Source organism: Tunturiibacter gelidiferens (assembly GCF_051013345.1).
GTDB lineage: Bacteria > Acidobacteriota > Terriglobia > Terriglobales > Acidobacteriaceae > Edaphobacter > Edaphobacter gelidiferens_A.
Genome location: NZ_CP132939.1, coordinates 5,613,073 through 5,629,717 on the forward strand (window position 1 = coordinate 5,613,073; position 16,645 = coordinate 5,629,717).

A 16,645-nucleotide genomic window follows, 5' to 3' on the forward strand; every position below is an offset into this window, starting at 1 on the left:
CGTTTAACCCTACATGCTCCTTCAGTTAGCTTCAAAGCCCCCGTTAGGGTCATTGCGCATGCAGGATTGTGGGGTGGGGAGACATCTGTTGCAGATGCCGTAGTTACGCCCGGACGCCTTCGCACAGAGATAAAGCGGTTTGCTGGCTTGGCAACGCGGGTCGTAACCGGAATTTCACAAATACAGGAAGGCCGGAGGGGTAGATTTCTTCGGTAGTGTTTCTCCGGGAGATCAGTGTGACCAATACATCAGAGGTTCCTTTTCATTGTGCGGTAGAAAATTCGACGGAAGACGGCGTCAAGGTAACGACGGTTCGGTGCTATGGCCGCCTGATCAACCAGACCGCTGGCGAAGTAAAAGACATCGTCAAGCCGTTGATTCCTCAGGGTGGAAAGATCGTGATCGACCTGGCAGATGTGACGTTTCTGGATAGCCTCGGGTTGGGAACGCTGTGGGTTTGAAGGTTTCGGCGATCAACGAGGGGTACTGCACGTTGAAGCTGCAGAATCTGTCGCCCGCATCCAGGAGCTGGTGAAACTTACGAGTCTTACGAATCTGTTCGCGTCCTAGGTTGCGCGTGTCGCGCGGTCGGTCGAGTCTCGACGTTTCTCAGGTCGTTGTGCATGTAGGATTTAGGGCGTGGAGATCTCTGTTGCAAATGCCGGGGCTGCGCCCGGGCGATCGGTGATGGGGGCGGTGCGAAGACAGCCGCTGGCGGCGGTTGGGGTGACGCTGCTGCTGGTGTTTGCGGTGTGCGCGGTGTTTGCTCCGTGGCTGGCGCCGTGGGATCCTGCGCAGTTGGATCTGACGGGGCGGCTGATGGGGCCTTCGGCGGCGCACTGGTTCGGAACAGATGAGTTGGGACGGGACATTCTCTCGAGGACGCTGTTTGGCGCGAGGATCTCCCTGGTGGTGGCGGTGAGCGTAGTGGGGCTCTCGCTGGCAGTGGGGCTGGTGGCGGGCGGACTGGCTGGGTTTTATGGCGGGTGGACGGACACGGTGGTGAATATCTATGTGACGAATGCATTTCTGGCGCTGCCGGGGATTCTGCTGGCGATTGCGTTTGTTGCGTTCATGGGGCCGGGGCTGGGGAATGTGATTCTGGCGCTGGCGATCTCGGGTTGGGTGGGGTATGCGCGTCTGGTGCGGGCGCAGGTGATGGCGGTGAAGGAGCGGGAGTTTGTCGAGGCAGCACGTGCGCTGGGGGCGACGGATATTCGCATCATGACCCGGCATATTCTGCCGAATATTCTGCAGCCGCTGATCGTGCAGGCTGCGATTGGGATGGCGGGGGCCGTGTTGGCGGAGGCTACGCTGAGCTTTCTGGGGCTGGGTGTTCCGCCGCCGGCGGCCAGCTGGGGGTCGATGCTGAACGATGCGCGGTCGCATCTGTTTGACTCACCACATCTAGTGTTCTTTCCGGCGATGGCGGTGATGCTCTGCGTGCTCTCATTCAATTTTATTGGCGATGCGCTGCGGGATTATCTCGACCCGCGGACGAGGCTTAGCATAGGCCAGTAAACGGGGCCGTGGGTTATCGGATATGCTGGCCTTGGAACTGTGAGGCAACACAAATGCGCAAGAGTATCGTTTCCCCTTCGACTACGACAGCAACTCCCATCAGCGATCTGTGGCGTGATCTGGAGCGGATTGCGCGGGTCGAGATCAGCTCCGAAGATGAGGGGTTTCCGATTGAGAATGCTCTGAGCAAAAAGGTGACAGAGGGATGGCGGGCCGCAACGACGGGGCCGCAGTTGATCCGGTTGCACTTTGATGAGCCGCTGACGATCAAGCGGCTGCAGCTGCACTTTGTTGATAAAACTTCAGAGCGGTCCCAGGAGTTTGCGTTGTTTGCGGGTGCGGGGACGGAGTTGAAGGAGATTGTGCGACAACAGTGGACGTTTAGTCCCAACGGTTCGACCGAAGAGATTGAGGACTACGCGGAGAACCTGAGCGGGATTACGACGCTGGAGTTGCGGATCGATCCTGACCGGAGCCACGATCCGAAGGCGAGCAAAGAGTACGCTTCGCTGCAGAGTTTGAAGCTGGCTTGAACGACGAAATACGGGGGTCTCTCCACTGCGGCGGCAAAGTGCGCCGCCTTCGGTCGAGATGACGTATTTGTTATGCCTGAGGAACGGCGGCGATGTTGATTGGGGTGATCTCGGATACGCATGGGTTGATGCGGCCGGAGGCTTTGGCTGCGCTGCGTGGGGTCGAGCATATTCTGCATGCCGGGGATGTGGGGGTGTTGCGATCCTCGATGCGTTGCGTGAGATCGCTCCGGTGACGGCGATACGCGGGAATGTGGATGTGGCCGAGGCTTGTGCGGATTTGCCTGCTACGGATGTGGTGGAGTTGGGTGGGCAGCTGTTTTATCTGGTGCACTCGGTGCATGATCTGGATATCAACGCCAGGGCGGCGGGCGTGGCAATGGTGGTGAGTGGGCACTCGCATAAGGCTAAGGTTGAGGTGAAGGATGGGGTGGTCTATTTCAATCCGGGGAGCGCGGGGCCGAGAAGATTTTCGCTGCCGGTGACGGTGGGTTTTGTGACGGTGGAGGATGGGGTGGAGGCTAGTGTGAAGGAGTTGTTTGTGTGACGAAGGCGGTCGCGCGCCTCACGAATGGCATTCGAAATTTACACGACGCGCATTGACACAAGTCTGAAGGCGGAGCAAGCTGGGTGAGTTTCACATACTGGAGAGAATGACATGTGGACTAACCGGAGATCATCTTCAATCCCGCGAACCGAACACTTACGCAAATTCCTATCTTCACTGGCTGGTGTGACTGGAATTTTCATCTTCGCGACGGCTGCACTCTACTTGACGACCGCGCTCTACTCTCAGACGCCGCCGGTGGTCAACTTCAAAGTACCTCTTAAATTCAACGGCACCTCCAATGGAGGGGTGCCGGTCGGAGAGCTTCTCCTGGACAGCGAAGGGTTCGTGTATGGAGCCACGACTCTGGGTGGCGAAGCGTACGGAGAGTGCGTTCCTGGACCTGGTTGCGGCGTTCTCTACAAGTGGGGCCATGGCAGGTTTACCGCGGTGCATGATTTTACGGGTCAAAACCCCAGCATCTTCTTTCCTTCCTCCGGGCTGATTCGTGACGCGCAAGGCAATCTTTACGGTGAGACGAACGGCAGTAGCAGTGCGGGTTTTGGAACGGTCTACAGGATTGATCCGGCAGGCAGCATCAATGTGCTGCATTCGTTCAGTGAGCCGGAGTTCTGGCCGAGCGGCGGTCTTATCCAGGATGCGGCCGGAAACCTCTACGGCGTTACGATCGGTCACTGCAACTCCGGCGCCGGCTGTGGCGAGGTGTTCAGAATTAATCCTGCTGGCTCCGAAACTGTCCTTTTCGCCTTCCCTTCCGGTGGCAACGAAGGCTCCAATCCACAATCCGCTGTTGTTCGAGATGCACAGGGAAATCTGTATGGGACGACTCCCTTCGGCGGTACTCACGGGAGGGATAAGTTCGGCGATGGCGGCGATGGCGTGCTCTACAAATTGACTCCGGCCGGCAAGGAGACAGTACTTCACGATTTCACCGGCGCAAGTGATGGATCCCATCCGACGAACCTTGTTCGTGATCCACAGGGCAACTTGTATGGCTACACGTCGGCTGGAGGGAACCTGGCGGGATGTACGACCAGCCCAGGCTGCGGCGTCGTATACAAGTACGATACGAGCGGCAAGTTTACGGTGGTGTACACCTTTACAGGCGGAGCAGACGGAGCGGCCCCGGTGGGCATTCCGCTCCTGATTGGAGACAGCATCTATGGTGCAACCTCCAGTGGTGCATACCAAGGGAATGTCTATTGCGCCGCTGGCGGTGGCTGCGGTGTGGTGTTCAAGCTCAATCTCAATGGGACCGAGACAGTCCTCCACACTTTCAAGGGTTCCGGTGGCGATGGATCGACACCATCCAGCGGACTTGTCATGGATGCGACTGGGAACTTCTGGGGCGCCACGGAGCTGGGCGGCACTCGATCTGACACATTGGAAAGTTGTGTAGAAGGTTGCGGCACTCTTTACACGTTTACGCTGACCAATCCGTGATGAGAGCAAGAAATACTTGTCCGGTCGGGCGCGGAACCGGACAAGTGATTACTTGAACCAGAGATTGCGGTCCCTGGCGTTTTAGCTGATCGTCAGCCTTTGCTGCGATCGGTGAAGCGGAAGAAGAGGGACTGCTCGGCTACGGGGGCGGCTAGTTCGTTGAGTGCGGCCATCTGGGAGTTGGAGAGAGGCGTGAAGTCTCTTGCGATCTGCACGTTCTCTTCCAACTGGGGGATGTTGTCGCAGCCGATGATGACCGTGCTGACCGGGTGCGAGAGCGTGAAGTTCATCGCGTCCTTCATGGTCATGACGCCGGGGCGGTGGGCGATGGCGGAGCCCTCCCATGAGTGGCGCTGGGCGTCGAGCGAGGGCGGCGTCCATGAGGCTAGGAGACGGCCGCGCGAGGGAACCTTCATGCCGATGATGCCCATCTGCTTTTCGACGACGAGGGGAGGAGCTTGTCGGTGAAGCTGTGGATGTGGGTGTCGGCGGCGTTCATCGCCATGAGGATGGTGTCGAAGTTGTGGCGGTTGACGGCGTCGATGAGGGCTTCGGGGCGGTAGTGGCCGGTGACGCCGAGGTAGCGGACGACCTTCTGGTCCTGCATCTCGATGAGGGCTTCCATGGCTCCGCCCTTGGCGAAGATGGCGTTGACGTCTTCGGGGAGGCCGACGTCGTGGAGCTGCCAGAGATCGACGTGGTCGGTGTTGAGGAGCTGGAGGGACTTCTCGATCATGCGGAGAGAGCCGTCGCGAGTGCGCTCCTTCGTTTTGGTGGCGAGGAAGGCTTCGTTGCGGCGGGTCTTCATGACGCGGCCGACGTACTGCTCGCTCCAGCGCTCCGGGCCGCCATAGATGGACGAAGTATCGATGTAGTTGACGCCGAGGTCGAGAGCGCGCTCGATGATGGGAACGGCGACGTCGAAGTTCGCGGGCTTTTCGAGGGCAGCCTGGCCGCCGAGTGAGAAGATGCCTACCTTGTAACCTGTCTTGCCGAGATTGCGCGTGGGCATGGCGGCAACCGTCTTTGTGTTGTCGGGAAGCGGCGGCAGAGTGCGCTGCTGGGTTTCAGCGGCGATTGCGCCCTTGGTCAGGAGAGCTGCGGCGGCGACGCCTCCCGTCTTGAGGAAGGTACGGCGGTCGGAGGTGGACGGCATTGCGGGCAGATTCTTTGGCTTCATTCGAGTCCTCGGAGGGGTCAGACGCTTCTAGAAAGAGTGTAATCCTAACGAGGATTTTGGTCCGCGATTTGTGTTTAACGCAGCATTACAATTTTGAACTTTGTCTCGGCGGATTTCGTAGAATGCCGAATGCGAATTGTCTTGCTTCTGCTGTTGTGTCTTGCTCGACTCTCCAACGCGGCGGCGCAGGATCTTGCAATCGTGGATGCAAAGGTCTATCCGTCGCCCGAGGCGCAGGCCGTCAACCACGCAACGATCCTGATTCGCGGCGGAAAGATTACTGCAGTTGGGGAGCATGTTGCTGTTCCGCATGGTGTCGCTCCGCTGCCCTGCACCGGATGTATCGTGATGGCCGGTTTCTGGAATACACATGTGCACTTTACAGAGGCTAAGTGGATCGATGCGGCGCATCAACCTGCAGAACGTCTGGCACAAAACCTGCAGCAGATGCTAACGCTGTCGGGCTTTACGACGGTGGTCGACACCGCCTCCGACCCGGAGAACACGGTCGCGCTAAGACATCGCATCGAGTCGGGTGAAGTTGCCGGACCGCATATCTACACTGCGGGAGCGGGGCTGTATCCGCCGCACGCGATTCCGTTTTACATCAAAGATCTGCCGCCGGAGATTCTTGCGCATCTGCCGCAACCGGAAGATCCCGCTGCGGCAAGGGCCGTGGTCGAAGAAAATGTCGCGTTGGGATCAGACATCGTCAAGCTGTTTACGGGTTCTATCGTTGCTCCGGGACATATTGTGCCCATGCCGGTTGCGATTGCGACGGCAGCAGCAGCGGCTGGTCACGAGCACGGCCAGCTGGTCTTCGCTCACCCTTCGAATCTGGCGGGAACTCGCGTAGCTATGGAAAGCGGAGTTGATGTTTTAGCTCATGCGCCGGAGGAGCTTGAAGGAATCGACGACACTCTGCTTCGTCAGATGGTTGCTCGTCACATGGCTATGATTCCAACTCTCAAACTCTTTTCTGACGATTCGAGCATCGCTGGGATACGGTCGGCCGTCTTCAAGTTTCATCAGATTGGCGGGCAGCTAATGTTCGGCACCGATACCGGTTTTCTGACCGACTACAGCATGACGGAAGAGTATCGGCAACTTGCGCTGGCTGGCCTGACGTTTCGCGATGTTCTGGCTATGCTGACGACGGCTCCCGCACAGAAATTTCATGTCGCTGATGAGAAGGGGAGGATTGCGGTAGGCATGGCTGGCGATTTGACTGTGCTGTCCAACGATCCCGCTACTGACTCGCTGGCGTTCACGCAGGTTCGCTACACGATCCGCGACGGGAAGGTAATCGCAAGCAAGCCTTGATCCGCTAGCTTCTGTGAGCTGTCCTTAGTTGGTGTCGAAGTGGACGGAGTCGAGGATCTTCTGCATGCGATGGCGGACGGCGTCGAGTTCGCGGGGGAGATGTCCTGTACGCCACTGACGTCGCCGCCGCAGAAGGTGTTGATGACGGCGTCGAAGCGATAGCAGGAGTTGTTGTGGGCGGTGGTGTAGATCTCGTCGCGTGATTCGGTACAGATGCCGCCGTGCTCGTCGTAGCCTCGAGTGAACGGGATGCCGCCGATCTCGGCGCTGGAGGCGGTGCGAGGATCGCGCGCGGTGGCCTGGGCGCTGCACTCGGCGGAGCTGAGGTGCGGAGTGACGCTGAAGTAGAAGAAGGCTCCGCTGAAGGTGGAGTTGGGATGCGGGTTGAAGCCGATGCTGGCGACGGCGCGCAACTGGGTGGTGTGGGCGACGGATCGGGCGTCGAGGTTGAAGGTGCTGACCTCGGAGTCTTTGCGGTTGAGCTCCCAGGCCGCGGGGACGGTGAAGGTGACTCCGTAGCGTGCGTCGTGAAAGGGATGGGCGGGCGGCATGGTGGGTTCGACGGCCGGGGGTTTGGGTCGAAACATGGGGGAACCGGTTCGGATCCGGCGGATTTGGCCTGCGCCGAGGCGGGGATGGAGGTGAGTACGGTCATCAGAAGGGCAGTGGTGCAGCGAACGAGGGGAGTGGGTTTCATGCTTCCTTCTCTGGGCGCGACTACTGGGCGCGCATGCGCGGATTGGCTATAGTGTAGGCGATGTCGGTGAGGAGATTCACTACAACATAAGTTAGCCCGACCGCCAGGATGCAGCCCTGGACCAAGGCATAGTCGCGATTGGAGATGGCGGAGAGAGTAAGGCGGCCGATCCCGGGCCAGCTGAAGATTGTTTCGGTTACGATCGCGCCTGCAAGGAGGCTGCCAAATTGGAGGCCGATGACGGTGAGAACAGGGATGAGGGCGTTGCGCAGGGCATGGCGGTAGATGACGGCGTTCTGGGTGAGGCCTTTGGCGCGGGCGGTGCGGATGTAGTCCTGGCTCAGCTCTTCGAGCATGGCGGTGCGGACCATGCGGGTGAGGATGGCGGCGAGTGACAGACCAAGCGTGATGGCGGGGAGGATGAGGTGAAGGATGAAGCTGGTGAGGTCGCCTGTGCCAGCCCCGGAGACGGGTAGCCAGCCGAACTGGATGGAGAAGACGAGGATGAGGATGGGGCCGAGGGCGAAGTTCGGGAAGGAGAGGCCGATGAGCGAGACGACGCCGAGGGTGCGGTCCTGCCAGCGGCTGCGATGGAGTGCGGAGGCGATGCCGGCGGGGATGGAGAGTGCTATGCCGATCAGAAGCGCGGCGGCGGTGAGAGCCAGGGTGTAGGGGTAGCGCTGCAGGACAAGGTGGACAACGGAGTCGTGGAGGCGAAGAGATTGGCCAAGGTCGGCGTGGACGATGCCGTGCCAGTAGTGGGCATACTGCTGGCTGAGTGGGGCGTCGAGGCCGTAGGAGTGGCGGAGGGCGTCGATGTCGGAGGCGGTGGCGCCTTCGCCGAGCATCTGGACGATGGGGTCGCCAGGGACGAGGTGAATGAGGAGGAAGACCACCGAGACCACGACCCATAGGACCGGAAGAGTGAGGAGGATACGGCGGAGTGGTCGCCAGATGGCCGCGGGATTCAGAGTCACTGGATGGCTTCCCTACTATCGGCTTCGTCCTGGATCTGGTTGGGCGGGGGAGCTACGTCCTCGACGATGACGCGACTAATACGGCGGCCAGACATCTCGGCGACTTCGTAGCGGCGGCCGCCATGCTCAACACTTTCGCCGACGCTGGGGATGTGGCCGAGATTGGCGAGGAGATAGCCGGCGAGGGTTTCAACACCGGGTTCGCGGGGAAGGTCCAGTGGAGCTGGTTGCCGAGATCGCGGAGTGTGGTGCTGCCATCGAGCACCATGGCTCCGGTGGTGCTGAGCAGGGGGATTTGCTGACGTCGAACTCGTCTTCCAGTTCTCCGACGATCTGCTCGAGGACGTCTTCGGCGGTGACGAGGCCGACGGTTGAGCCGAACTCGTCGACGACGATGGCGATGTGGCGGCGGCGCTCCTGGAACTCCTGAAGGAGCTCGATGGCGAGCTTGGTCTCGGGGACGACGGTGAGCTCGCGCATGACCTGGCGAAGGGTGAGAGCTGACTCGCCCTTGCCACCGAGCGAGAGCGCCACGGTGCGGAAGTGCATGAGGCGGGAGATGTCCTTGGAGTAGACGATGCCGATGATGTGCTCGGCGCCGCTGGCGGGGTCGTAGACGGGGACGCGGGAGTGCTGCTCCTCGACGATGCGGGCGGAGGCCTGCTGGAGCGGCAGGTCCGCGGAGAGAGAAGATGCTGCCGCGAGGGGTCATGATCTCTCGGACGGTGACGTGGTTGAGCTCGATGGCGCGATGGATGATCTCCTCTTGAAACACCGGGAGGAGACCCATGCGGCGGGTGGCAGTGGCGATGAGCTTTAGCTCCTCGGGCGAGTGAACTGCGCCTTCGCCACGCAGGGGAGCGCGAAAGAGCCGAAGGACGAGCGCCGCGGAGGAGTTCATCAGCTTCACGATGGGGCGGGTGAGGCGAATGAAGACGTCCATGGGACCGGCTACGGCCAGGGCAATGCGCTCAGTGCGTTGCAGCGCGAGGGATTTGGGGACGAGCTCGCCGAGGAGGACCTCGAAGTAGGTGATCAGGGAAAAAGCGAAGATGACCGCAGCGGTGTGGGCGTAGAGGACAGCATGTGGTGGCACGCGATGAAGCGGACCGCCGAGGAGATTGAGGATGACCTCGGCGACGGCGGGTTCACCGATCCAGCCCAGGGCAAGGCCTGCCACGGTCACGCCAAGCTGGACCGCGGGCAGGAACTCATCGATGGTGTGTTTTAGTTTGAGGACGGTACGGGCGCCGGGACGGCCTAAAGCAATGAGCTGCTGGACGCGAGTCTCACGGACGCTGACCAATGCGAACTCCGCAGCCACGAAGAAGCTGCTGGCCAGAATGAAAAAGGCCACCATGATTATGCGGAAGAGCGTCCATTCGAGCATTAAGGCTTGAGTTTATCAGGCGGATTCGGCAGGCGATCCGGGATGGTTTGCTGCAGGCAAGCAAACGAAACGGCCCGCGAGTTGAACTCGACGGGCCGTCCTTTGGCGTCGCTTGAAACTTACGCCAGAACCTTGTTCACGGACTTGTCGATGGTGTCCTTGGGGACGAAGCCAACGATCTGCTCTGCGACCTTGCCATCCTTGAAGATGAGCAGGGCCGGGATCCCGCGGATGCCATAGCGCATCGGGGTAGCAGTGTTGGAGTCGACGTCCATCTTCATGACCTTGAGCTTGCCCTGATAGTGGGTGGCAACCTCGTCGACGACCGGGGCAAGAGCGCGACACGGTCCACACCATGCGGCCCAAAAATCGACGAGCACAGGCTCAGTCGACTGAAGAACATCTTTTTCAAAGTTTGCATCATTTACTTCTGTGATCAACTGTCCAGCCATTTATCTTCCTCCAGAATGCTCTGCACTTTTACACCCATCCGGTGCAGCGCAGTCTTCTCTATAGTAGATGCAATTTTGAACCGGGAGTTTCAGGGGCGAAATAGCACTTAAAGAGTAAACGCCCGGACCTCTGTTAAGAGGTCAACGGGCGGCGTAGCAGCCCTCCCCAGAACTGCCCACTCGGCTAAAGTACGAGGCTTTTTACGATTCGTAAAGAACTCTTAGGTAACAAAATGAACATTACTGATATGTTACTTGCGTGTTCTAATCCCTTTTGAGAGAGGGGGATGGGTGTCAGGCTTCAAGTGCTCCCGTAGAGATCGTGGTTTGAATTACCTCGAGAGACGGATCGTTTGCGGCTTCGCGGATGATTGCCGGCAGGATCGAGGGCCGGGCGTCCGGTGTGATGATCAGCACAGACGGGCCTGCGCCGCTAAGAGCAACGCCGAGGATCGCCGGATGGTCGGCGAGCGGCAGCAACAACGGGAGCAGAGGACACGCCTTCATCCGGTAGGGTTGATGGATGCGATCCTTCATCGCGGTACGGAGGAGATCGCCGCGTCCCTGAGCGAAGGCGGCCACAAGCAGGGCGGTCGATTGAATGTTGGCGACTACGTCTTCTCTCGAGTAGGTGGCAGGGAGCAGGGCTCGGGCTTTCTCTGTGGCGAGGCTGGCGGAGGGCAGCGCCAGATTCAACCCCCACGTTATATTTTCTCCACAACTCGCTGTTATTACTGAGTTTTTACTGATCGCAGAAGCGGTCATCCCGCCCAGATAACACGCGGCTACATTATCGGGATGGCCTTCGCGGAGGCAGGCTTCTTCAAGGATTTGCTGTTCCGACCAACCCAGGTTTCCAAAGTGATTTGCCAGTAGGGCACCGGCCAGTAGCGCGGAGGCGCTCGAACCGCAACCCATTCCGAGGGGGATCTCGTTGTGGAGTTTGAGGTGTAGGCGAGGAGCCAGCACTCCGGCACCCGCCAGAACGTCGATGTAGGTTGTGAGGATGAGATTGCCTTCGAGCTTGGCGCATTGGCCGGCGTCGCGGCCGGTGGCGTCGATTCGGAAGGCGTTGGCAACCGTGGCGTCAATGGTGAGGTAAAGGGCCATGGCCAGGCCGAGGGCGTCAAACCCGGGACCCAGATTAGCCGAGGTAGCGGGCAGCCGGAGGAGGTAGGGTTTGGCTGGGCTTTTCGCGGTGATTTGACTCATGCTGGCTGAGGTTGCTTCATGTGGGATTCCAGGGTACGGAGGACCAGGCCAGGGTCGGCTTCGAGGACGATAGGAGGCTTGCGCAGAGCCGCATGGTGAAGTTGTTCTGCATGGCTAAGTTCAGCGTTTTCAGCATCTGAGAACAATTCGTTGCGGTGATAGTCGATGGTATAGGCCGAGTCTTTGAGAGTGTGGCCAGTGAGGATGAGGACGACGCGTTCCTCTGTGGATATCTTGCCCTGGGAGACAAGTTTTTTGAGGCCGGCGAGGGTTACGGCTGAGGCGGGTTCGCAGCCGACTCCTTCAGCGCCGATCTCGGCCTTGGCGAGGGCGATCTCCTGTTCAGTGACCTGCTCGCACCAGCCGCCGGTGGTCTGCAGGGCGTTGACTGCCTTGCGCCAGGAGGCCGGGTTGCCGATGCGAATGGCGGTGGCGCGGGTGTTGGCGATGACGGGAGTGAGGCGTTTGCCGCCGTTCTCCTGCAGGCTGCGGTAGAGGGGTTGGCGCCCTCGGCCTGGATGATGCTGATCTTCGGAGTGCGCGGGATGAGGCCAAGCTCGCGCATCTCGGCGAAGCCTTTGGCCAGGGCTGAGGAGTTGGCGAGGTTGCCGCCTGGGACGATCACATGCTCGGGGACCTGCCACTCCAGTTGCTCGACCAGCTCGAAGGCTGGCGTCTTCTGGCCTTCGAGGCGGTAGGGGTTGACGGAGTTGAGAAGGTAGATGGGGAACTGTTTCACGAGTTCGCCAAGGATCTTGACGCAGCCGTCGAAGTCCGTCTTGAGCTGGATCGTAAGGGCGCCGTAGTCCATCGACTGCGAGAGCTTTCCCCAGGCGATCTTGCCTTCGGGGATAAAGACGATGCTGCGAAGGCCCGCACGGGCGGCGTAGGCAGCCATGGCTGCGGAGGTATTGCCGGTTGAGGCGCAGGCTACCCACTCGAAGCCGCTCTGGGCGGCGACGGAGAGAGCGGCGGTCATGCCGGTGTCCTTGAAGGAGCCAGTGGGATTCATGCCCTGGTGTTTGGCGAGGAGCCAATCGATGCCAGCAGCTTTGGCGCAGCGGGGGAGATCGTAGAGAGGAGTATTACCTTCGCGGAGGGTGATGACTTTTTCGAGGTCGTCGACGATGGGAAGCAGATCGCGGAAGCGCCAGACGCCGGATTGGTCGACGGGCATGGTGGACGACCGGCGCTCCTGCCAGAGCCAGCGGAGGGCGCTGGGATTGGGAAGTCGGCTGTCGGGGCCGGCGGAGGCGTTCGTCCATGGGTAGATCACTTCATAGAGACCGTCGCAGAGCGGGCAGCGAAAATTGCTGCTGACCTCATCCTTGCCGATGACGGTCGCGCATTCGGTGCATCTAAGGTGATGTGTTGCTACTTTCATGGTTGCTACTAGCCTATCGCAAAGGTCGAAGTGCGTCTGCGGCCCTGATGTGCCTTGTTGTGTGTCTGGGCGGGCTGCTGGACGGTCAAAGTGCCTGGGGGCAGAAGGAGCTTCGGGTGGCGGCGGCGGCGGATCTGCAGCCGGTGATGCCGGTGCTGGCGCAGGAGTACGAAAAGGCAAAGGGCGTGAAGCTGGTGGTTAGCTTTGGGTCGTCGGCGACGTTGGTGACACAGATCCTGAATGGCGCTCCGTTTGATATCTTCCTCGCGGCCGATTATGTGTTTCCAGAGAAGGTCGTGATTGCCGGGCTGGCGGATGGAGGCGAACCGACGGCTTACGCGAAGGGCACGCTGGTGTTATGGACCCGGAAGGACTCCGGCCTGTTGCCGCTTAGTCTGGACCGGCTGACCGATCCGCGGGTGAAGACCATTGCCGTAGCGAATGAGTTGCATGCGCCTTACGGTCTGGCGGCGGCCGTGGCGCTGCGAAATATGAAGCTTTACGAGAAGGTGGCTCCGCGCTTTGTAGTAGGAGAGAATATCTCGCAGACGGCGCAGTTTGTGGAGTCCGGCAATGCGCAGCTGGGGCTGATCTCGTTGACCGCGGCTAGTACTGAACACTTCAGGGAGATCGGGACCTACGTTCTGGTGCCCACCTCGCAGTACCCGGCGGTACGCCAGTGCGCGGTGATCCTGGCAAAGTCCGAACACAAGGCAGAGGCGCACATCTTTTTGAACTGGCTGCTCTCTCCGGCGATCCAAGGAGAACTTCCGCAGATGGGTCTGGGCCCGGTGCAGTAGGAAAGCTGTCCTGCCGGACGGGCCTCCTGCGCGGAGAGCGGTCACTTCGTGACGCGTGTACCGGTCTAAGTAGGATTGGCTGTATAGGGCCTCCCGCTGGTCGGCACAGTCTTTCCCTCCGACCAACGGGAGGATTAATGCCCTTCACTCACCGCAACAACAAGGTATACAAGTCACGAAGTGACCGCCCTCCGCGCAGGAGGCCCGTCGGGCAGGACAGCTTGTCATAGACTGGCGCTGTATGGATTTTGAGGCGTTATGGTTGACGTTGCGGCTGGCGGTGGGAACGACGGCGATTCTGCTGGTGGTAGCGCTGCCGCTGGCATGGTGGATCGCTTCAGGACATGGGCCAGCTGCGGGTGGGATCGTCTTAGAGCCCCAACTGGACTGGCTCTTGTTCAAGCTGAATATTGAAGCGGCGAGCGACTTCACGCTGGATAGTATCGCGTAGCGCTGCGATATCGGCGAAGGTGGCGTGGCCGCGGTTGATCAGGGCAAGGGTGTGGCGGGAAGAGATGCCGGCCTCGCCGAGATGAAAACCTTTCGGGAAGCCCGCGCGTTCGAGGAGCCACGCGGCGGGGAGTTTGATGCGGTCCTTGCCGGCGGACCAATGGGGGATCTCATCGGCGGAGAGATCCAGCGTCTTCGCGATGTCGTGCAGAAGAGACTCTGGAACGATGGGATTTTTGAAGAACGAGCCTGCGCTGCGGCAGTCGGCTTCGCCTTCGACGATCAACATGCCTTTGCCGTGGCGAATCTCGCGGACGGCGTGGTAGATGTCGATGGGTGTCGGTGGGCTGGCGGTGTTGGCGAAGTGTCTTTGTAGATCAGCGTAGGTGAGGTTTGGGGTTGCGGCGCTGTTGAAGCGAAAGGTTACCTGGGTGACGATGTACCGGTTGCGATGCGTGGTGTTGAAGATACTGCTGCGGTAGGCGAATCGGCATTGCTCGTGGCCGAGGGCGGTGAACTCGAGAGCTTCGAGATCGAGGACGCGGACCTGGGTGATTGTGCTGGCGACCTCCTGACCGTAGGCTCCTACGTTCTGGACGGGGGTACCGCCGACGGTGCCGGGGATGCCGGCGAGGCACTCGACGCCGCTGATTCCCTGCTCGCAGAGTTCGAGGACGAAGGCGTTCCAGTCGGCGCCGGCGGCGGCTGTGACTTCGAGGAGTCTCCGACGGCACTGGCTAGCATTGGAGTGGCGATGGCCATGTGCAGGACGAGGCCGCCGAAACCGCTTTCGCCCACGAGCAGGTTGCTGCCTCCGCCCAGAACGAAAAGGGGAAGATTACGTTCGCGAGCGAAGAGGACGGCTTCGAGAAGCTCGGTTTCGGTGGTTACTTCGCAGAAAAAACGCGCCGGACCGCCAATGCGGAGGGTGGTGTAGGGGGCGAGCGGGACATTCTCCTGGACGTCGAGTTTTGAAGAGGGCACGGGTTAGAGAGTACAACACCGGCTGGTTCGGGCAACGGCAAGCTGGCGCGGCCAGGGGAGAGACCGTACAATCGAGAGAAGCGCGGCTTTTACCCGCGAGCAAAATGGGTTAAAGGGAGAGTGTTATGTATCCAGAGATTATGGTGATTCCGATGCGCGAGGAGTTGACGCGCGCTGGGTTGACGGAGGTCCGCAGTGCGGCCGAGGTGGATGCGGCAGTCGCAAAGCCGGGAACGACGATGGTGGTGGTCAATTCCATCTGCGGTTGTGCAGCCGGCAAGATGCGTCCAGGAGTTCGTCTGGCGATGCAGCATAGCGCGAAGCCGGATCACTCCGTGACGGTATTTGCAGGGCAGGACCGCGAAGCGACTGAGAAGGCACGCAGTTACTTCGGTGGACATCCGCCGACCTCACCAGCGATTGCGATTCTGCGCGACGGCCAGCTCGTATACCTGATGCAGCGTTCGGCGATCGAGACCTCGACCGCTCCGGCGATTGCCCAGGAGCTGCAGCGTGCGTTCGATACCTACTGCGCGCCAACGACTGCTTAATCCATCAACCTGTTCAAATCTAGGGCCGGAGACTTGCTGCTGCACTGGGCGCTCTCCGGTTTTTCGCGTCTTCGGGCTGAACGTAAGGCGGATTTTGCCGATGTAAGAAACAGCCATGTCGATCACACGTTCTGATTCTTCCATCTTCCTTGATCCTTCTCTTGGGCTAGTCGAAGAGCCCTGGCCCGAGGGGAATGATCTCGAGATCGTGGGCTCGAGCGCGGAGATGCGGCGGCTGCGGTTGCAGGTGCGGCGGATCGGCCCGCACTTTCGAACGGTGCTGGTCCATGGCGAGACGGGGACCGGGAAGGAACAGGTCGCTCGTGCGCTGCATGGAATGAGCCACGCTGCCGACGGTCCGTTTGTGGTCTGCCATGGAGCCGCTCTTGAAGAAGCGGTTGCGGGACGACGCCTACAAGAGGACGATTGGGGTGGGGACGCCTCGGATGCAATCAGCTGTCTGACCAGGATGGCGCGGCGAGGAACGCTCTTTCTCGATGGAATCCACGAGATGCCGATGCAGACACAGCTTCGTCTGCTACGCCTTCTGCGACGGCAGGACTCGACGCAGAATCAACCGGAGACCCGCAGGCACGACCTACGGTCCGGTCTCCGGATGATTGCGGCAACGAGCGAAAACCTGAAGATATTAGGTTCCGCTGGACGGTTTCAGCAGGAGCTCTACCAACGGTTTGCCATGGTGGAGATTACCCTGCCACCGCTGCGGGCGCGTAGAGACGATATTCCGGATCTGACGAAATATTTTATGTCTCAGCTTGCACCGCTTTACAAGAGAAAGGTGCCCGCCGTGTCTGACCAAGCGATGGAGCGCATGCAGCGGTACGACTGGCCGGGGAACGTACGCGAGCTGAAAGGTATTGTGCGGAGCAGCCTTTCGCGAGTTGAGGGCGACGTGCTCGAATCGCATCATCTGCCTGCGCTGGCTGAAGAGAGTACGCCGAAGTCCGTGACAGAGGGGACGGCAGAAAATGCGCGGCTGCAGGATGTGATCGAGCAGCATGTGCTGCGCGTGCTGAAGGACTGCGGAGGCAACAAAGTGCGAGCGGCGGAGATGCTGGGGATCAGCCGCTCAACGCTCTACAGGATGCTGGATGCCTCCGCTTCGGCGGTTTTGCAATAAGCCTCACCTTGGGTATTGCTGTGAAAAGCGCTTCAGTAG

Annotated in this window: 21 protein-coding genes and 3 pseudogenes; 10 read left to right on the forward strand and 14 right to left on the reverse strand. The window is 60.1% G+C overall.

What is annotated here, in order from left to right:
- Window positions 1-236: 236 nt before the first annotated feature.
- The 5 genes from RBB80_RS28230 (at window position 237) to RBB80_RS28250 (ending at window position 4,065) form a co-directional block, all read left to right on the forward strand.
- Complete coding sequence (locus tag RBB80_RS28230) at window positions 237-461, forward strand: STAS domain-containing protein (protein ID WP_433965515.1); 225 nt, start codon at window positions 237-239, stop codon at window positions 459-461.
- Between the two features lie 226 nt (window positions 462-687).
- Window positions 688-1,521 carry an ABC transporter permease gene (locus tag RBB80_RS28235; RefSeq protein WP_433969930.1) on the forward strand — a complete coding sequence of 278 codons (834 nt, stop codon included), beginning with the start codon at window positions 688-690 and terminating at the stop codon, window positions 1,519-1,521.
- Between the two features lie 53 nt (window positions 1,522-1,574).
- Window positions 1,575-2,054, forward strand: coding sequence for a hypothetical protein (locus RBB80_RS28240; protein WP_433965516.1), 480 nt, complete (start codon window positions 1,575-1,577; stop codon window positions 2,052-2,054).
- Between the two features lie 58 nt (window positions 2,055-2,112).
- Complete coding sequence (locus tag RBB80_RS28245) at window positions 2,113-2,601, forward strand: metallophosphoesterase family protein (protein ID WP_433965517.1); 489 nt, start codon at window positions 2,113-2,115, stop codon at window positions 2,599-2,601.
- 111 nt (window positions 2,602-2,712) lie between these two features.
- Entirely contained in the window at window positions 2,713-4,065 is a 1,353-nt protein-coding gene (locus RBB80_RS28250; RefSeq protein WP_433965518.1) for a choice-of-anchor tandem repeat GloVer-containing protein, read from the forward strand.
- Between the two features lie 92 nt (window positions 4,066-4,157).
- Here the strand turns inward: RBB80_RS28250 and RBB80_RS28255 are convergent, their stop codons facing one another.
- Entirely contained in the window at window positions 4,158-4,496 is a 339-nt protein-coding gene (locus RBB80_RS28255) for a hypothetical protein (protein ID WP_433965519.1), read from the reverse strand.
- A complete protein-coding gene (locus RBB80_RS28260; RefSeq protein ID WP_433965520.1) occupies window positions 4,478-5,245 on the reverse strand; it encodes an aldo/keto reductase in 768 nt (255 codons plus the stop codon). Before RBB80_RS28260 ends, RBB80_RS28255 begins: the two co-directional genes overlap by 19 nt.
- Window positions 5,246-5,374: 129 nt before the next feature.
- Between RBB80_RS28260 and RBB80_RS28265 the strand changes: the two genes are divergently transcribed.
- The gene (locus RBB80_RS28265; RefSeq protein ID WP_433965521.1) at window positions 5,375-6,568 is read left to right on the forward strand and encodes an amidohydrolase family protein; all 1,194 of its coding nucleotides are present in this window, start codon (window positions 5,375-5,377) and stop codon (window positions 6,566-6,568) included.
- On the opposite strand, the gene RBB80_RS28270 is transcribed toward RBB80_RS28265, so the two are convergent.
- The 10 genes and pseudogenes from RBB80_RS28270 to thrC form a co-directional block, all read right to left on the reverse strand.
- Complete coding sequence (locus tag RBB80_RS28270) at window positions 6,526-7,155, reverse strand: hypothetical protein (protein ID WP_433965522.1); 630 nt, start codon at window positions 7,153-7,155, stop codon at window positions 6,526-6,528. The genes RBB80_RS28265 and RBB80_RS28270 overlap by 43 nt on opposite strands.
- Window positions 7,156-7,285: 130 nt before the next feature.
- A complete protein-coding gene (locus RBB80_RS28275) occupies window positions 7,286-8,242 on the reverse strand; it encodes an ABC transporter permease (protein WP_433965523.1) in 957 nt (318 codons plus the stop codon).
- Complete coding sequence (locus tag RBB80_RS28280) at window positions 8,239-8,460, reverse strand: transporter associated domain-containing protein (protein WP_433969931.1); 222 nt, start codon at window positions 8,458-8,460, stop codon at window positions 8,239-8,241. The genes RBB80_RS28275 and RBB80_RS28280 overlap by 4 nt, the downstream gene beginning before the upstream one ends.
- Window positions 8,432-8,791, reverse strand: coding sequence for a CBS domain-containing protein (locus RBB80_RS28285; protein WP_433965524.1), 360 nt, complete (start codon window positions 8,789-8,791; stop codon window positions 8,432-8,434). The genes RBB80_RS28280 and RBB80_RS28285 overlap by 29 nt, the downstream gene beginning before the upstream one ends.
- A gap of 57 nt (window positions 8,792-8,848) precedes the next feature.
- Window positions 8,849-8,917: pseudogene (locus tag RBB80_RS28290) on the reverse strand (hypothetical protein); the annotation flags it as partial.
- A 163-nt stretch (window positions 8,918-9,080) separates the two neighbouring features.
- Window positions 9,081-9,632, reverse strand: a pseudogene (locus tag RBB80_RS28295) (CNNM domain-containing protein); the annotation flags it as partial.
- Between the two features lie 119 nt (window positions 9,633-9,751).
- Window positions 9,752-10,084, reverse strand: a complete 333-nt coding sequence (trxA, locus tag RBB80_RS28300) for a thioredoxin (protein WP_433965525.1) — start codon at window positions 10,082-10,084, stop codon at window positions 9,752-9,754.
- Between the two features lie 294 nt (window positions 10,085-10,378).
- Window positions 10,379-11,296 (reverse strand): homoserine kinase, encoded by a 918-nt coding sequence (gene thrB / locus RBB80_RS28305; RefSeq protein ID WP_433965526.1) that lies wholly within the window; start codon window positions 11,294-11,296, stop codon window positions 10,379-10,381.
- Window positions 11,293-11,676: a pyridoxal-phosphate dependent enzyme gene (locus RBB80_RS28310; protein ID WP_433969933.1), complete on the reverse strand. Its 384-nt coding sequence runs from the start codon at window positions 11,674-11,676 to the stop codon at window positions 11,293-11,295. Before RBB80_RS28310 ends, thrB begins: the two co-directional genes overlap by 4 nt.
- Window positions 11,568-12,680 (reverse strand): threonine synthase, encoded by a 1,113-nt coding sequence (gene thrC, locus RBB80_RS28315; protein WP_433965527.1) that lies wholly within the window; start codon window positions 12,678-12,680, stop codon window positions 11,568-11,570. Before thrC ends, RBB80_RS28310 begins: the two co-directional genes overlap by 109 nt.
- A 47-nt stretch (window positions 12,681-12,727) precedes the next feature.
- Here thrC and modA point away from each other — a divergent pair, with 47 nt between their 5' ends.
- Window positions 12,728-13,480, forward strand: a complete 753-nt coding sequence (gene modA, locus RBB80_RS28320) for a molybdate ABC transporter substrate-binding protein (protein ID WP_433965528.1) — start codon at window positions 12,728-12,730, stop codon at window positions 13,478-13,480.
- Between the two features lie 262 nt (window positions 13,481-13,742).
- On the forward strand, window positions 13,743-13,931 hold the full coding sequence (locus RBB80_RS28325; RefSeq protein WP_433965529.1) for a hypothetical protein: 189 nt from the start codon (window positions 13,743-13,745) through the stop codon (window positions 13,929-13,931).
- Here RBB80_RS28325 and RBB80_RS28330 read toward each other — a convergent pair.
- Both RBB80_RS28330 and RBB80_RS28335 read right to left on the reverse strand, forming a co-directional pair.
- A pseudogene (locus RBB80_RS28330) lies at window positions 13,851-14,588 on the reverse strand (UDP-N-acetylmuramate dehydrogenase); the annotation flags it as partial. The gene RBB80_RS28325 and the pseudogene RBB80_RS28330 overlap by 81 nt on opposite strands.
- Window positions 14,516-14,914, reverse strand: coding sequence for an FAD-binding protein (locus RBB80_RS28335; protein ID WP_433965530.1), 399 nt, complete (start codon window positions 14,912-14,914; stop codon window positions 14,516-14,518). The gene RBB80_RS28335 and the pseudogene RBB80_RS28330, both read right to left, overlap by 73 nt.
- Before the next feature lie 125 nt (window positions 14,915-15,039).
- Between RBB80_RS28335 and RBB80_RS28340 the strand changes: the two genes are divergently transcribed.
- Window positions 15,040-15,465, forward strand: a complete 426-nt coding sequence (locus RBB80_RS28340; protein WP_433965531.1) for a BrxA/BrxB family bacilliredoxin — start codon at window positions 15,040-15,042, stop codon at window positions 15,463-15,465.
- A gap of 115 nt (window positions 15,466-15,580) precedes the next feature.
- Window positions 15,581-16,606, forward strand: coding sequence for a sigma 54-interacting transcriptional regulator (locus RBB80_RS28345; protein WP_433965532.1), 1,026 nt, complete (start codon window positions 15,581-15,583; stop codon window positions 16,604-16,606).
- Window positions 16,607-16,645 lie beyond the last annotated feature (39 nt).

Excerpts from the sequence above, each read along its gene's own strand:
- RBB80_RS28285 (WP_433965524.1), bottom strand. The coding sequence starts at position 8,791 with ATGCACTTCCGCACCGTGGCGCTCTCGCTCGGTGGCAAGGGCGAGTCA.
- RBB80_RS28345 (WP_433965532.1), top strand. The coding sequence starts at position 15,581 with ATGTCGATCACACGTTCTGATTCTTCCATCTTCCTTGATCCTTCTCTT.
- RBB80_RS28250 (WP_433965518.1), top strand. The coding sequence starts at position 2,713 with ATGTGGACTAACCGGAGATCATCTTCAATCCCGCGAACCGAACACTTA.
- modA (WP_433965528.1), top strand. The coding sequence starts at position 12,728 with ATGTGCCTTGTTGTGTGTCTGGGCGGGCTGCTGGACGGTCAAAGTGCC.
- thrB (WP_433965526.1), bottom strand. The coding sequence starts at position 11,296 with ATGAGTCAAATCACCGCGAAAAGCCCAGCCAAACCCTACCTCCTCCGG.
- RBB80_RS28260 (WP_433965520.1), bottom strand. The coding sequence starts at position 5,245 with ATGAAGCCAAAGAATCTGCCCGCAATGCCGTCCACCTCCGACCGCCGT.
- RBB80_RS28235 (WP_433969930.1), top strand. The coding sequence starts at position 688 with ATGGGGGCGGTGCGAAGACAGCCGCTGGCGGCGGTTGGGGTGACGCTG.
- RBB80_RS28340 (WP_433965531.1), top strand. The coding sequence starts at position 15,040 with ATGTATCCAGAGATTATGGTGATTCCGATGCGCGAGGAGTTGACGCGC.
- trxA (WP_433965525.1), bottom strand. The coding sequence starts at position 10,084 with ATGGCTGGACAGTTGATCACAGAAGTAAATGATGCAAACTTTGAAAAA.
- RBB80_RS28245 (WP_433965517.1), top strand. The coding sequence starts at position 2,113 with ATGACGTATTTGTTATGCCTGAGGAACGGCGGCGATGTTGATTGGGGT.
- RBB80_RS28240 (WP_433965516.1), top strand. The coding sequence starts at position 1,575 with ATGCGCAAGAGTATCGTTTCCCCTTCGACTACGACAGCAACTCCCATC.
- RBB80_RS28265 (WP_433965521.1), top strand. The coding sequence starts at position 5,375 with ATGCGAATTGTCTTGCTTCTGCTGTTGTGTCTTGCTCGACTCTCCAAC.
- RBB80_RS28270 (WP_433965522.1), bottom strand. The coding sequence starts at position 7,155 with ATGTTTCGACCCAAACCCCCGGCCGTCGAACCCACCATGCCGCCCGCC.
- thrC (WP_433965527.1), bottom strand. The coding sequence starts at position 12,680 with ATGAAAGTAGCAACACATCACCTTAGATGCACCGAATGCGCGACCGTC.
- RBB80_RS28255 (WP_433965519.1), bottom strand. The coding sequence starts at position 4,496 with ATGGGCATCATCGGCATGAAGGTTCCCTCGCGCGGCCGTCTCCTAGCC.